Annotated in this window: 12 protein-coding genes; 7 read left to right on the top strand and 5 right to left on the bottom strand. The window is 66.2% G+C overall.

Translation table 11 applies throughout. The annotated features are described in order from the left end of the window. Positions 1-52: 52 nt before the first annotated feature. The 4 genes from RKE40_RS12080 to RKE40_RS12065 form a co-directional block, all read right to left on the bottom strand. On the bottom strand, positions 53-658 hold the full coding sequence (locus RKE40_RS12080; protein ID WP_316018490.1) for an acyloxyacyl hydrolase: 606 nt from the start codon (positions 656-658) through the stop codon (positions 53-55). Between the two features lie 92 nt (positions 659-750). Next, a complete protein-coding gene (locus tag RKE40_RS12075; protein ID WP_066477090.1) occupies positions 751-939 on the bottom strand; it encodes a twin transmembrane helix small protein in 189 nt (62 codons plus the stop codon). Between the two features lie 111 nt (positions 940-1,050). Beyond that, positions 1,051-2,391: an omega-aminotransferase AptA gene (gene aptA / locus RKE40_RS12070; RefSeq protein WP_316018551.1), complete on the bottom strand. Its 1,341-nt coding sequence runs from the start codon at positions 2,389-2,391 to the stop codon at positions 1,051-1,053. 225 nt (positions 2,392-2,616) lie between these two features. After that, a complete protein-coding gene (locus RKE40_RS12065; RefSeq protein WP_316018489.1) occupies positions 2,617-3,498 on the bottom strand; it encodes a GntR family transcriptional regulator in 882 nt (293 codons plus the stop codon). 82 nt (positions 3,499-3,580) lie between these two features. Between RKE40_RS12065 and RKE40_RS12060 the strand changes: the two genes are divergently transcribed. Beyond that, positions 3,581-4,723, top strand: coding sequence for a C45 family autoproteolytic acyltransferase/hydolase (locus tag RKE40_RS12060; protein ID WP_316018488.1), 1,143 nt, complete (start codon positions 3,581-3,583; stop codon positions 4,721-4,723). 76 nt (positions 4,724-4,799) lie between these two features. Beyond that, positions 4,800-6,353 carry an ABC transporter substrate-binding protein gene (locus tag RKE40_RS12055; protein WP_316018487.1) on the top strand — a complete coding sequence of 518 codons (1,554 nt, stop codon included), beginning with the start codon at positions 4,800-4,802 and terminating at the stop codon, positions 6,351-6,353. Positions 6,354-6,416: 63 nt separating this feature from the next. Here RKE40_RS12055 and RKE40_RS12050 read toward each other — a convergent pair whose 3' ends face one another. Further along, the gene (locus RKE40_RS12050) at positions 6,417-7,067 is read right to left on the bottom strand and encodes a GntR family transcriptional regulator (protein ID WP_316018486.1); all 651 of its coding nucleotides are present in this window, start codon (positions 7,065-7,067) and stop codon (positions 6,417-6,419) included. A 206-nt stretch (positions 7,068-7,273) separates the two neighbouring features. Between RKE40_RS12050 and RKE40_RS12045 the strand changes: the two genes are divergently transcribed. From RKE40_RS12045 to RKE40_RS12025, 5 genes are all read left to right on the top strand, one after another. After that, the gene (locus tag RKE40_RS12045; RefSeq protein ID WP_316018485.1) at positions 7,274-8,158 is read left to right on the top strand and encodes an alpha/beta hydrolase family protein; all 885 of its coding nucleotides are present in this window, start codon (positions 7,274-7,276) and stop codon (positions 8,156-8,158) included. A 61-nt stretch (positions 8,159-8,219) separates the two neighbouring features. After that, positions 8,220-9,764 (top strand): ABC transporter substrate-binding protein, encoded by a 1,545-nt coding sequence (locus RKE40_RS12040; RefSeq protein WP_316018484.1) that lies wholly within the window; start codon positions 8,220-8,222, stop codon positions 9,762-9,764. A gap of 37 nt (positions 9,765-9,801) precedes the next feature. Further along, the gene (locus RKE40_RS12035) at positions 9,802-10,746 is read left to right on the top strand and encodes an ABC transporter permease (RefSeq protein ID WP_316018483.1); all 945 of its coding nucleotides are present in this window, start codon (positions 9,802-9,804) and stop codon (positions 10,744-10,746) included. Then, complete coding sequence (locus tag RKE40_RS12030; protein WP_316018482.1) at positions 10,743-11,561, top strand: ABC transporter permease; 819 nt, start codon at positions 10,743-10,745, stop codon at positions 11,559-11,561. Before RKE40_RS12035 ends, RKE40_RS12030 begins: the two co-directional genes overlap by 4 nt. Further along, complete coding sequence (locus RKE40_RS12025) at positions 11,558-13,210, top strand: ABC transporter ATP-binding protein (protein ID WP_316018481.1); 1,653 nt, start codon at positions 11,558-11,560, stop codon at positions 13,208-13,210. Before RKE40_RS12030 ends, RKE40_RS12025 begins: the two co-directional genes overlap by 4 nt. The last annotated feature ends 125 nt before the right edge of the window (positions 13,211-13,335 follow it).

Genomic DNA, 13,335 nt, shown 5'->3' with positions numbered 1-13,335 from the left:
AGGCGGGCTCAGCGCTTTTCTAGCGGGAGGAGAATCTGCACCGATCGGGTGGTCAGAAGGTGTAGCCGAGCCGGGCGCCGAAATTCGACGGGCCGCGCGGGGCGCCGGTGCCGGCGGCGAGGTTGTCGGAGCAGTTCGAGGCGCTGAAATGCTCCATCGTCGCGATCAGGCTCCAGCGATCGTTCAGACGGTAGCCGAGTGCGGCGGCGCCGCGCGCGCCGGTGTTGCAGCCGAGGTTCAGCCGGTTCTCCGGCACGACGCCCGCGGTCTTGCCGTTGTTCACGGCCGCGCCGAGGCTGGCTTCGACGAAGAACGCCTGCGAGATGTCGACTGTCCAGGTCGCTCCGGCATAGGCGTATTGGGTGCCATTGAGGTTGAGGCTCGAGCCGAGATGGAAACGCGGCACGAAGGCATTCGCGATACGGTCGCTGAGGGTGGCGATGCGCGGGGTCAGCAACTCGCCGCCGAAATTCAGAAGGCCGCTTTCGCGCCCGCCCGGATTGGCGGCTCCGGCGCCGAAACGGGCCTCCCATGAGGCGGAGGGCGATTGGTCGGCAGGCGCATAGCCTAGTGCGCGGGAAACGCTGCTTTCGCCCTGCGCCAGGGCCGGCGCGGCAAGAAGGGAGAAGGCAACGGCTATCGACGCGACGCGGACCATGAGGGGCGGTGTTCTCTTAATCGGATCGTAAGATAGTGAAGCGCAGAGAGTGGTGGCCGCAATGTGACGGCAGGCGGTTATCCAATCCGGCCTCAGCCGCTGCGCCACCATGCCACGCCCAGGATCACCAGGATCGCGATGAACTGCAGCACGACGCGCAGTCGCATCAGCTTCTGCGAGGTGCCGGCGCTGCCGCCGCGCAGCATGTTGATCAGGCCAAGCAAAAGCACGACGGCGACGGCGCCGACCGCGATTGGCGTAAGAGCGGACGAGAAGGTCATCGTCAGGGTTTAGTCCCGTGCGCGGCACTTTTCCAGCCGGGACTTGGCGACGAAGCGCCACAGTTCACCGATAGCGTCGCTGCAGGATCAAACTGGCCGCGATGGCTGAGCCTAGGCGATCCGCTCCAATGCCACTTCGATGGCGGCGAAGATCGTCTCGATCTCTTCGGGGGCGATGACCAGCGGCGGCGACAGCACCAGCGTGTCGCCGGCATTGCGGATCAGCACGCCGACATCGAGGCAGCGCTTGCCGGCCTCTGCTCCTCTCACGCCCTCGGCGCCCGGACGCGGCGCGAGATCGATCGCGCAGAGCAGGCCGGCGGTGCGGATGTCGACGACATGCGGCGCCCCCTTCAGCCGGTGCGCCCGCTCCTCCCAGAGCGGCAGCACCTTGGCGAGTTGCCCGAGGATGTCCTGCTCGGCGAAGACGTCGAGCGTCGCGAGACCGGCGGCGCAGGCGAGCGGATGGGCCGAATAGGTGTAGCCGTGGAGGAGCTCGATCGCCTCGGGCGAGCCGGCCATGAAAGCCTCGTAGACATGGCCCGCGACGAGGACGCCGCCCATCGGCACTGCGCCATTGGTCATGCCCTTGGCGCAACTCATCAGATCCGGCCTGACGCCATAGGCCTGCGCCGCAAAGGGCGCCCCCAGCCGGCCGAAGCCGGTGATGACCTCGTCGAAGATCAAGAGGATGCCGTGCCTGTCGCAGATCGCGCGCAGGCGTTCGAGATAGCCCTTCGGCGGCGGATAGACCCCGCCCGAGCCGGTCACCGGCTCGACGATCACGGCGGCGACGGTCGCGGAATCATGGATCTGCAGCAGGGTCTCCAGCGCCTCGGCTGCGGCGAGCCCGCCTTCCGGCCGGCCGCGTGTGAAGGCCATGCTGGCGCGATCATAGGGCAGCGGCAGATGCGCGACATCGGGCAGCAGCGGCCCGAAGGCGGCCTTGTGCCGGCCGATGCCTGAGACCGAGAGCCCACCCCAGCCCATGCCGTGATAGCCCTTGGCCCGGCCGATCAGCTTGGTGCGCGAGGCTTGGCCGCGCGCCTGATGGTAGGCCCGGGCGATCTTCAGGGTGGTGTCGACCGCTTCCGAACCGGAATTGACGAAGAAGACATGGTCGATGCCCTCCGGCGCGAAGTCGGTGAGCCGCGCCGCATAGGCCTGCGCGTCGGGATGGCTCATCTTGAAGGAGGAGACGAAATCGAGCCGGCCGGCCGCTTCGCGGATCGCCTCGGTGATCTTCACCTGGCCGTGGCCGGCATTGACGCACCAGAGCCCGGCCATGCCGTCGAGCACGCGCTTGCCGTCCGGTGTGACGTAATGCATGCCCTCCGCGCGCTCGAACAGCAGCGGCGCCTGCCGGAAGGCCCGCATCGGCGTGAACGGCATCCAGAACGCGTCGGGAGCGTTGTCGCGACGGTTTTCGGCGGCAAAGGCATGCGCGGTCATCGGCTGGTCCTCGCTACGAACAGTCATATGATGTCTTTCTTAATTGCAAAAGACAATAGAGAGGGTGCCTGTGTTGCGTGCTTGGCGCTTCCGAATCCCTCAGTCCTGATCCTGAGGAGCGCTCCGCCGGAGCGCGTCTCGAAGGATGCTCCAGGAAGCTCCGGAGACGTCTGGAGCATCCTTCGAGACGCAAGCTGCGCTTGCTCCTCAGGATGAGGGCTCGGATCAGTCCAGCCCGTCCGGCCGGCGCAATTGCATGGCGCGCTGGAGATGGCTGCGCATCAGGGCGCTGGTGAGCTGGAGGTCGCCGGCCTCGATCGTCGAAAGCATCTGCAGGTGCTCGCGGCTGTTCACCACGACGCGCTCATAGCCATAGGTCCAGTCGTAATTGGAGAGCCGGCGCATCTGGTTCTGTCGGCGGACGGCGGAGTGGATGAAGCGGTTGCCCGAGGCGGCCGCCAGCCCCTCATGGAAATCCGCGTTCATCTCGTAGAAGCCGATCGCCGAGCTCTCCTTCCAGGGCTGCGACAGCGTCAGCTCGTGCCGGGTGCGCATCTCGTCGACCCAGCTCTGCTCCAGTGCGAAGCCAGGCTCCAGGAAGACCATTGGCTCGATCAGCAGGCGAAAGCGGTAGCGCTCGTCATGGGCCGACTGGTCCCGCGCCTCATGCAGGAAACGCCAGCCATAGCCGCGCTTGCGCTCGACCATGTCGAGATCGGCGAGCCGGGCCATCAGGCGCTGGACCTCGGGCCGGCCGAGCTCGTAGCGCCGCATCAGCTCGAGCTCGGAGATCTCGTCGGGCAGGCGTCCGCCATGGCGGTCCTGCGCGACCTTGACCATGAGGAGCTCGGTCTCGTCGGCGGTTGCTCCTGCATCGGCCGGCCCCTCGGGAGCGCTGAGCAGCTCGACGCCCTTGTTCGGATGCCGGCGCACCAGCCCCTGCCGGGCGAGATGGTCGATGGCCGCGCGCACCGGCGTGCGCGAGACGTTGAGGCGGCGCGCCGCGCTGTTCTCGTTGAGCCAGGCGCCGGCCTCGAGCCCGTCCTCGCGGACCATGCGGAGGATCCGCTCGGCGATCTCCTGCTGCAATCGTGTCGGCGTCGTCATCGAAAGGCTCTTGATTGTCTTATTTCGAAATGAAATACATTATGGATTGACGCAGCACCAGAGAGAATGCCGAGTTCCCGCCATGGTCGAGCCCTTTCCCTTCGTCGATGTCTCCGGCACGCCCTATGAGCGCGGCCGCCAGCATGGTGCGGCGGTGCCGAAGCGCGTCAAGCGCTCGATCGAGCTCTATGGCGGCCAGCTCGGCGATCTCGGCTATGACGCTGCCGCCAAGTCGCGTCTGATCGGCGAGTTCGCTCGCGAGATCGAGGCTTTTGGCGCGCACTACATCGAAGAGATGCGCGGCATCGCCGACGGCGCCGGCGTCGCGCTCGAAGACGTCATCATGATCAACGCCCGCACTGAGGTGATCGCCAAGGCGAAGCTGGAGAAGAGCAAGCCGGTCGGGGCGGAGGAAGAGCTCGACGATGGCTGCACCGGCGCGATCATCCTGCCCGAGCGCAGCGCCACGGGCGAACTGATCCACGGCCAGAACTGGGACTGGAAGGCCGAATGCGCGGAAACGGCGATCGTGCTGCGCGTGCGCCGCGATGACGGGCCGGATTTCCTGACCTTCGTCGAGGCGGGTGGCCTCGCTCGCTGCGGCATGAACGCGGCCGGCATCTCGATCACCGCCAACTATCTCGAAAGCGAGCGCGACTTCACGCAGGTCGGCGTGCCGCTCGCCCTGATCCGCCGCAAGGTGCTCGAGCAGGAGCATTTCGCCTTCGCGATCAAGGCGGTGGCGACGACGCCGAAGGCTTGCTCGAACAACATGATGCTTTCGACCGTCGCCGGCTTCGGCATCGACTTCGAATGCGCGCCCGACGCCGCCTTCCCGCTCTACCCCGAGGACGGGCTGATCGTGCACGCCAATCACTGGGTCGGTCAGGTCGCGCTCACCAAGATCACCGATACCGGCATCCCCCGCGTGCCCGAGAGCTTCTACCGCGACTGGCGCGTCAGGAAGCTGCTGAACGAGGCCGGCCGCGCGCTGACGGTCGACGATCTGAAGGCAGCCTTCTTCGACGATTTCCTGACGCCGCATTCGGTCTGCCGGCCGCCGCGCCTGAACGACACCGGCAATCTCTCGGCGACCGTCTCGATGGTGATCATGCAGCCGGCCAAGGGCACGATGGAGGTCGCGCCGTTGCCGGCATTGAACCGAGTCTTCACGCGCTACAGCCTCACCGACGAGCCGGTGACGCTGGCGCAGGCCGCCGAATAGGACGGTCGAACGGATCAGGCGCGCAAGGCCGAAGAGGGCGGCCCGCGCCGGCGGAAGAACAACAGGAGGTACGAAAATGGCTCTGAGACCGATCACGGCCGCCTATGCGACCCTGGCCATTGTCCTGGCCGGCCCGGCGCTGGCGGCACCAACGATCAAGGTGCACCTCAACGCCGATATCCGCAGCATCAATCCGGGCGTCAACCGCGACGACAACACCGACGCGGTCGTGCTGCATGTCGTCGAGGGCCTCGTCGCCTATGGCGAGGATTCGGCGGTGAAGCCGCTGCTCGCCGAGAAAATCGAGGTCTCGCCGGACGGCAAGAGCTACACCTTCACCCTGCGCAAGGGCGTGAAGTTCCACAACGGCGCCGAGCTGACCTCGGCCGACGTGGTCTGGAGCTGGAACCGCTACATGGACCCGAAGACCGACTGGCGCTGCCTGTCGGAATTCGACGGCCGCGGCCGCGCCAAGGTCGAGGCGGTCACGGCGCCCGATCCGGCGACCGTCGTCTTCAAGCTCGACCAGCCGAGCTCGCTCTTCCTCGCCAACATCGCCCGCACCGACTGCGCGATGACCGCGATCCTGCACAAGGATTCGCTCAAGGCCGACGGCTCCTTCGACAGGCCGATCGGCACCGGCCCCTACAAATTCACCGAATGGAAGCGCGGCGAATTCATCCGCCTTTCCCGCAACGAGGCCTATGCCAGCCTGCCGGGCGCCCCGGACGGCTACGCCGGCGGCAAGCGCCCGCTCGTCGACGAAGTCCGCTTCATGGTGATTCCGGACGGCGCCACCGCCAAGGCGGCGTTGCTGCGCGGCGACATCGACATCGTGCCGGACGTCGCCAATGCCGAGGTCAAGGAGCTCAAGAAGGACCAGCGCATCGGGCTGTCGATCACCCAGAACATGGGCCTGGTCGGCATCCTCCTGCAGACCCGCGACCCGCTGCTCGGCAACGTCAAACTGCGCCAGGCCATTGCGGCGGCGCTCGATACCGAGGAACTGGTCGCCCAGGTCACCGACGGGCTCGGCAAGCGCAACAACTCGATCGTGCCGGCGATGTCCTCCTACTACGGCGCGGTCCAGGCCAATGGCTACAAGCACGACCTCGCCGCCGCCAAGAAGCTGCTCCAGGAGGCCGGCTACAAGGGCGAGCCCCTGGTGATGCTGGCGAACAAGCGCTACCCGCAGAGCTTCGACGCAGCCGTGGTCTCGCAGCAGATGCTGCAGGCCGCCGGCATCAACGTCCAGATCGAAGTCCTGGAATGGGCGACGCAGCTCGACCGCTATTCCAAGGGCAATTACCAGCTCCAGGCCTTCCCCTATTCGGCGAGGCTCGACCCGGCCCTCTCCTTCGAATCCGTGACCGGTCCGAAGGCGACGCAACCGCGCAAGGTCTGGGACAATCCGGAGGCGCAGGCGCTGCTCGACAAGTCCATGGTCGTCTCGGACAAGGCCGAGCGCCAGAAGCTGTTCGACGAGCTGCATCAGCGCTTCATCGCCGAGGTGCCGATGGTGATGCTCTACAACGGGATCGACGCCGGCGCCTATGGCAAGCGGGTCAAGGGCTACAAATCCTCGATCCTGTCGAAGCCGCGGCTCTGGGAAGTGACCGTCGCGGACTGAGAACGCGTCCTGAAGTTCGCTACGGCGCGCCAAACAGCGACCGCAGCAGAGTTCGGGCGGACTCTAGGCCGCGCCGCTGACCTCGATCAGGTCCTTGAGGATGTGCTGGCTGATCAGCTCGGCCAGACGTTCGCCATCCCCAGCGCGGATCGCCGCGACCATGGCGTGGTGGTCGGCATCGCTCGCGAGCAGGGCCTGATGCGAGGCCCAGACCGTGACCGCCGAGCCGCGCGAACGGTCGCGCAGGCTCCAGATCGTCTCGACCAGCACCGGATTGCCGCAATGGGCATAGATCAGGCTATGGAAGGCGCGGTTGATCTCGCTCTGCTCGACGCGCGTGCCGCTCTGCACCGCCCGGCTGAACTCGTGGGCAAGCCCGTCGAGCCTAGCGAGAGCATCGTCATCCAGCTTGCCGATGACAAGGCGGCAGGCGGCGCTCTCCAGGATGATGCGGGTGTCGCGGATCGCGCGGTAGGTGGCGAGATCGACCTCGACGACACGGTAGCCGCGATTGGGCACGTGCTCGATGGTCTTGCGTACGGCGAGCTCGTCGAGCGCGGTGCGGACATCGAAGCGCGTCGCCTGGAACGCCTCCTCCAGATCGATCTGCCGCAGCCATTCGCCCGGGCGATAGGCGCGGATATGGATTGCCTTGGCGATCTCGTTGGCGAGTTCGCCCTTGGCGCGCTGGCGGGTTCTTGGACGGCTGGCCATGAGGGGTCTCTAGAGCAGTTTCAGCAGAACTGTGAAGCAGTTTTTGCGTCAAGGATCATGAAAAACAAAGGCTTAGGGCGCGGCAGCGACGCTTGCGAGCCGGCTCGCCTGCCTTGGGCACAGGGGCTGTCGAATCCGGCTTGCAGGCCCTTTCATATCATGCGACAAAATTGGCGCCAATCTTACAGCCAATCAGGAAACGCCGCATGACCGCTCCCGCTGCAAAGCCCGCCAAGCAGGACGACGCGGCGGCGATCGCTCGCGCGCTCTACGATCTCGGCCCGACGCCGGTCGTCGCCTGCAAGGCCGATCCGCGTTTCAGCTATTGCCTCTATGTGCCGAAGACCCTCGGCAAGGGCGGGCAGGCGCCCGAGCTCGTCGTCACCATGCACGGCACCGGCCGCGGCTTCACCGGCTATCGCGATGCCTTCGAAGCCTTCGGCCGCTGGAACAACTGCATCATCCTCGCCCCGCTCTTCCCGATCGGAGTGATGGGCGACGGCAACCGCAACGGCTTCAAATACATGGTCGAAGGCGGGGTCCGGTATGACCAGATCCTGCTCGCCATGGTCGAGGAAGTCGCCCAGCACTACGGCCTGCGCTTCGATCGCTTCGCCCTGTTCGGCTATTCCGGCGGCGGCCATTTCGCTCATCGCTTCCTGATGCTGCAGCCGAACCGGCTCTGGGCCGCCTCGATCGGCGCGCCGGGCTCGGTGACGCTGCTCGACCCGACGCGCGACTGGTGGGTCGGCACCCGCAACATGGCCGAGCTCTTTGGCGCCGCGCCTGACATCGAGGCGATCCGCAAGGTCGCGGTGCAGATGATCGTCGGCGCTGCCGATCTCGAGACCTGGGAGATCACCCACAAGCCCGGCGACCGCAGCTGGATGCCCGACGCCAACCATGCCGGCGCGAACCGGCCGGAGCGGCTCGACAGCTTGCGTCGCAATTTCGAGGAGCACGGCATCGAGGTGCGTTTCGACCTCGTGCCGAACATGCCGCATGACGGGCTGAAAGCCGTCTCGCGGGTCGAGGACTTCTTCGCCGACGTGCTCGCCAAGCGCCGGTCCGGCGCGGCCAGGGCCGCCTGAACCCCGCGATCGCACGCGCAACGACAAGCCAAGACAAGAAGACAAAGAGGGGAAATTGCCGATGAACCGCCTGCTCGCCTCCGCCTTTGCCTTGCTGGCTTTCGCCAGCCCCGCTGCGGCGCAGTCCGTCACGGTGGCGGTCGCCGCCGACATCCGCAGCAACAATCCGGGCGTCAATCGCGACGACAACACCGACGATTTCGCGCTGCAGCTGGTCGAGGGCCTGGTCGGCTACAATGAGGGCGGCGTCGTGACGCCACTGCTCGCCGAGAAGGTCGACCTCTCCGCCGACGGCAAGACCTACACCTTCACGTTGCGCCAGGGCGTCAAGTTCCACAACGGCGCCGAGCTCTCCTCGGCCGACGTGCTGTGGAGCTGGAACCGCTACATGGACCCGAAGACCGACTGGCGCTGCACCTCGGAATTCGATGGCCGCTCGGGCCTCAAGGTCGAGGAGGCGACGGCGCCGGATCCGCGTACCTTCGTCATGAAGATCGGCAAGCCGAACGCGCTCTTCCTGGATACGCTCGCCCGCACCGACTGCGCGATGACCGCGATCCTGCACAAGGATTCGGTCAAGGCCGACGGTAGCTGGGACAAGCCGATCGGCACCGGCCCCTACAAGTTCGGCGATTGGAAGCGCGGCGAGTATTTCACCATGACCGCCTTCGAGGGCTACAAGTCGCCGAAGGACGGCGGCAAGGCCGATGGCTATGTCGGCTCCAAGCGGCCGCTGCTCAAGGACGTCAAGTTCCTGATCGTCAAGGATCCGGCCACGGTGAAGGCCGGCCTGATCTCCGGCGCGCTAGACATGGCCGAAATCCTGCCGAGCGATGCCGCTGAACTAAAGAAGAACCCGAAGCTTTCGGTCGCGGCCGAGCCCAATGCCGTCAGGCACGTCTTCCTGATCCAGACCAAAGACGCGGTGATGGGCAACCAGAAGCTGCGCCAGGCAATCGCCGCCTCGCTCGACATGGATGAGATCGTCGCCGCCTTCTACAACGACCTCGGCAAGCCCAATACCTCGCCGATCTATTCCGGCTCGAGCTATTTCGGCGAGGTCGAGAAGAAGGGCCTGAGCTTCGATCCGACCCGCGCCAAGAAGCTGCTGCAGGAGGCCGGCTACAAGGGCGAGAAGATCGTGATCCTCGCCAACAAGCGCCCCATCGTGCCGAGCTTCCCGGCGGCGGTGGTGGCGCAGCAGATGTTGCAGGCCGTCGGCGTCAATGCCGAGATCGAGGTGCTGGACTGGGCGACCCAGCTCGATCGCTACAACAAGGGCAACTACCAGATGCAGTCCTTCTCCTTCTCGGCCCGCTTCGACCCCGCCATCGCCTTCGAGCAATTCTCGGGGCCGAAGGAGAAGCAGCCGCGCAAGGTCTGGGACAATCCGGAGGCGCAGAAGCAGATCGACAAGCTCTTCGTCACCTCGGACCGTGCCGAGCGCCAGACAATCGTCGACGAACTGCACAAGCGCGTCATCGACGAAGTCCCGATGATCTTTGCCTTCAACGGCCTCGACATCATCGCTCATGCCAAGCGCATCCAGGGCTTCAAGCCATGGCAGTCGAAGCTGCGCATGTGGGAAGTGACGCTGGCGAACTGACACAGCCGGACATCACCAAGCACCGGGGAGGAAACCGATGCTGCGCTTCGCGCTGACGCGCATCCTCATGTCCGTACCGACACTGCTGATCGTGTCGGTCTCGGTCTTCGGTCTGATCCGTTTGATCCCGGGCGACCCGGCTTCGCTGATGCTGGGGGATCTGGCGACGCCCGCCTCGATCGCCGACCTGCAGGCGCGGCTCGGTCTCGACCAGAGCCTGCCGGTTCAGTTCGGCATCTGGTTCGGCAACCTGCTCAAGGGCGATCTCGGCCAGTCGATCTCGTCGCAGCAGGCGGTGCTGCCGCTGATCCTGCAGCGCTTCTGGGTCTCCGCGCAGATCGTCCTGGTCGCGGTCGCGCTCGCGAGTCTCGTCGCCGTACCGGCCGGCGTGCTCGCGGCCTGGAAGCAGGATTCGTCGCTCGACCTCAGCCTCGTCGCCGTTGCGACGCTCTTGCTCTCGATCCCGACCTTCTGGCTCGGCCTGCTCTTGCTGCTCTTCTTCGGGCTCAAGCTCGAATGGCTGCCGGTGGTCGGCTATGTCTCGATCGCCGAGAACCCCGTCGCCGGCATCCTTTACCTCATCATGCCGATCATGACGCTGTTCCTGCACGAGATCGGCGTGATCCTGCGCATGGCCCGCGCCTCGACATTGGAGGTGCTGCGGCTCGACTACATCACCCATGCTCGCGCCAAGGGCCTGACCGAGAGCGCCGTGCTCTGGAACCACGCCTTCAAGAACGCCTTCGGCCCGACCTGGACGCTGATCGGCCTCGTGCTCGGCAACCTGCTCGGCGGCATCGCCGTGGTCGAGACGGTCTTCACCATCCCAGGATTGGGCCGGCTGCTCGTCGATTCGATCTTCGCCCGCGACTATCCGGTGATCCAGGGCTGCATGCTCTTCGTCGCCTTCACCTATGTGCTGGTCAATCTCGTGATCGACCTCTGCTATCCGATCTTCGACCCGAGGGTGACGGCGCAATGAGGCTCCCAGCTCCCAACGCCCTGGTCGGCGGCACGCTGATCGGCTTCCTCGGCATCGTCGCGGCGATCAGTTCGGTCTGGACGCCGGTCGACCCTTTGAAGCTCTCCTTCCGCGCCAAGTTGGTGCCGCCCTCGGCGATGCACTGGCTCGGCACCGACGAGTTCGGCCGCGACGTACTCTCGCGGTTGATGGCGGGCGCCGCCACCTCGGTCTGGATCAGCCTGCTGACGGTCGTGCTCGCAGTCTCGCTCGGCACGGTCATCGGCCTATTCTCCGGCTATGTGCGCGGCTGGGTCGACCGCACCATCATGGCCTTCAACGACGCGCTGCTGGCCTTTCCCGGCATCCTCTTGGCGCTTGGCCTGCTCGCGGTCGTGGGCGCCAACAAATACGGCATCATCCTCGCGCTCGGCATCGCCTATGCCCCATCCGTCGCCCGCATCGTCCGCGGCACGGTGCTGTCGCTGCGCGAACGCGAGTTCATCTCGGCCTCGCGGGTGATGGGCAATTCCGAGGGCTTCACCATGCTGCGCCACATCCTGCCGAACTGCATTGCGCCGCTGACCGTGCTGGCGACCTCGATGTTCGGCTGGGTGCTGCTGGCCGAGAGCTCGCTCTCCTTCCTCGGTCTCGGCGTGCCGCCGCCGGCCCCGACCTGGGGCAACATGCTGGCGGGATCGCGGCCCTATATCGGCCAGGCTGTCTGGCTCGGCATCTTCCCGGGCCTGTGCATCTCGCTGACCCTGCTCGGCATCAACCTGCTCGGCGACGCCCTGCGCGACAAGCTCGACCCGCGGATGAGGGGTGCGCGATGACCTCCAGCAAGCCCCTACTGGAGGTCGACGGCCTGACGCTCAGGATCGGAGCGAGCGGCCGCACCGTCGTCAACAATGTCAGCTTCAGCGTCTCGCCCGGCGAGATCGTCGGCATCGTCGGCGAATCCGGCTCCGGCAAGACGCTGGCGGCGCGGGCGGTGATGGGTTTCATCCCGCCGGCCGTAAGGCTGATCTCCGGCTCGATCCGTTTCGACGGCGAGGAGGTCACGACCATGGCCCCGAAGCGCCTGCGGGCCATCCGCGGCGCGAAGGTCGGCATGGTCTTCCAGGAGCCGATGACCTCGCTCAACCCGTCCATGCTGATCGGACGGCAGCTGGAGGAAGGTCTGGCGCTGCATCGCAAGCTCGACGCAGCCGGCCGGCGCGAGCTCATCCTCGACATGCTCAGGCGCGTCGGCATCCGCGACCCCGAAGGGGCCTTCAACGCCTACCCACACCAGTATTCCGGCGGCATGCGCCAGCGCATCATGCTGGCTTCGGTCATGCTGCTGAAGCCGGCGCTGCTGCTCGCCGACGAGCCGACCACCGCCCTCGACGCCGTCGTCCAGCGCGACGTGATGGAGCTGATGGTCGATCTGACCCAGGCCAACAACACCGCCGTGCTCTTGATCTCGCACGATCTCGGCATGGTCGCGCGCTATTGCAGCCGCATCGTCGTGATGTGCCAGGGCGACGTCGTCGAACAGGGCAAGAGCGAAGACATCCTCGCCCGCCCGCAGCATCCCTATACCCGCAAGCTCCTCGCCGCGATGCCGCATCGCGAGCCGGCGCGCATGCTGCCGGAAGCGGCGACCCCGCTGGTTTCGGTCAACGATCTGGTCGTCGACTATGGCGGTCGCCAGGGCTTCTTCCGCAAGGAACAGGGCAACCGGGCCCTGCACGGTATCAGCCTCTCGGTGAAACCCGGCGAGGTCGTCTCGGTCGTCGGCGGCTCGGGCTCGGGCAAGACCACGCTCGGCCATGCCATCGCCGGCCTGCTCAAGCCGAGCGGCGGCGAGATCCGCTTCAACGGCAAGCCGATCGACAAGAGCGACGCCGCCTTCTGGGACTATCGGCTGAACTGCCAGATGGTCTTCCAGGACCCGTATTCCTCGCTCGACCCGCGCATGACCATCGGCGAGCTGGTCGGTGAGCCGCTGCGGCTGGTCAAAGGCATGGGCTCGGCCGAGAAGAAGGCGCGCCTGCAGGAGGTGCTGAGCGAGGTCGGGCTCGGGGACGGCTTTTCCGAGCGCTACCCGCACGAGCTCTCCGGCGGCCAGCGCCAGCGCGTCGCCATCGCCCGCGCCATCATCCGCCGGCCGAGCTTCGTCATCGCCGACGAGCCGGTCTCGGCCCTGGACGTCACCGTCAGGGCGCAGGTGCTGGAGCTCTTCGCGCAGCTGCAGAAGAAACACGGTTTCTCCTGCCTGTTCATCAGCCACGATCTCGGCGTGGTCGAGCAGGTCTCCGACCGGGTCGTCGTCATGCAGGACGGCCGCATCGTCGAGGAAGGCACCCGCGACCAGATCTTCGATGCACCCAAGCACGACTACACCCGCAAGCTGCTCTCGGCCGTGCCCGGGCTGGAGAGCACGGCGGATGGCGGCGTCAGGCTGTTCTGGAGATTGAGCGAGCCGGAGCCGGCATGACCAAAGCCGTCATGCTCGGCCTTGTGCCGAGCATCCACGTCTTGAACACCGACCTCGACCAGCGAAGACGTGGATGGTCGGGACAAGCCCGACCATGACGGGACGTGCAATGCGAACTGAAGAGC

Origin of the sequence: Allobosea rubneri, assembly GCF_032464875.1 — a bacterium.
Classification (GTDB): domain Bacteria; phylum Pseudomonadota; class Alphaproteobacteria; order Rhizobiales; family Beijerinckiaceae; genus Allobosea; species Allobosea rubneri.
The sequence above is the reverse complement of the archived record's forward strand: the minus strand, read 5'-3'. Positions and strand labels throughout refer to the sequence as shown.

Coding starts and splice junctions, on each gene's coding strand:
- RKE40_RS12050 (WP_316018486.1), bottom strand. CDS start 7,067: ATGGCCAGCCGTCCAAGAACCCGCCAGCGCGCCAAGGGCGAACTCGCC.
- RKE40_RS12040 (WP_316018484.1), top strand. CDS start 8,220: ATGAACCGCCTGCTCGCCTCCGCCTTTGCCTTGCTGGCTTTCGCCAGC.
- RKE40_RS12080 (WP_316018490.1), bottom strand. CDS start 658: ATGGTCCGCGTCGCGTCGATAGCCGTTGCCTTCTCCCTTCTTGCCGCG.
- RKE40_RS12075 (WP_066477090.1), bottom strand. CDS start 939: ATGACCTTCTCGTCCGCTCTTACGCCAATCGCGGTCGGCGCCGTCGCC.
- RKE40_RS12035 (WP_316018483.1), top strand. CDS start 9,802: ATGCTGCGCTTCGCGCTGACGCGCATCCTCATGTCCGTACCGACACTG.
- RKE40_RS12030 (WP_316018482.1), top strand. CDS start 10,743: ATGAGGCTCCCAGCTCCCAACGCCCTGGTCGGCGGCACGCTGATCGGC.
- RKE40_RS12045 (WP_316018485.1), top strand. CDS start 7,274: ATGACCGCTCCCGCTGCAAAGCCCGCCAAGCAGGACGACGCGGCGGCG.
- aptA (WP_316018551.1), bottom strand. CDS start 2,391: ATGACCGCGCATGCCTTTGCCGCCGAAAACCGTCGCGACAACGCTCCC.
- RKE40_RS12060 (WP_316018488.1), top strand. CDS start 3,581: ATGGTCGAGCCCTTTCCCTTCGTCGATGTCTCCGGCACGCCCTATGAG.
- RKE40_RS12055 (WP_316018487.1), top strand. CDS start 4,800: ATGGCTCTGAGACCGATCACGGCCGCCTATGCGACCCTGGCCATTGTC.
- RKE40_RS12065 (WP_316018489.1), bottom strand. CDS start 3,498: ATGACGACGCCGACACGATTGCAGCAGGAGATCGCCGAGCGGATCCTC.
- RKE40_RS12025 (WP_316018481.1), top strand. CDS start 11,558: ATGACCTCCAGCAAGCCCCTACTGGAGGTCGACGGCCTGACGCTCAGG.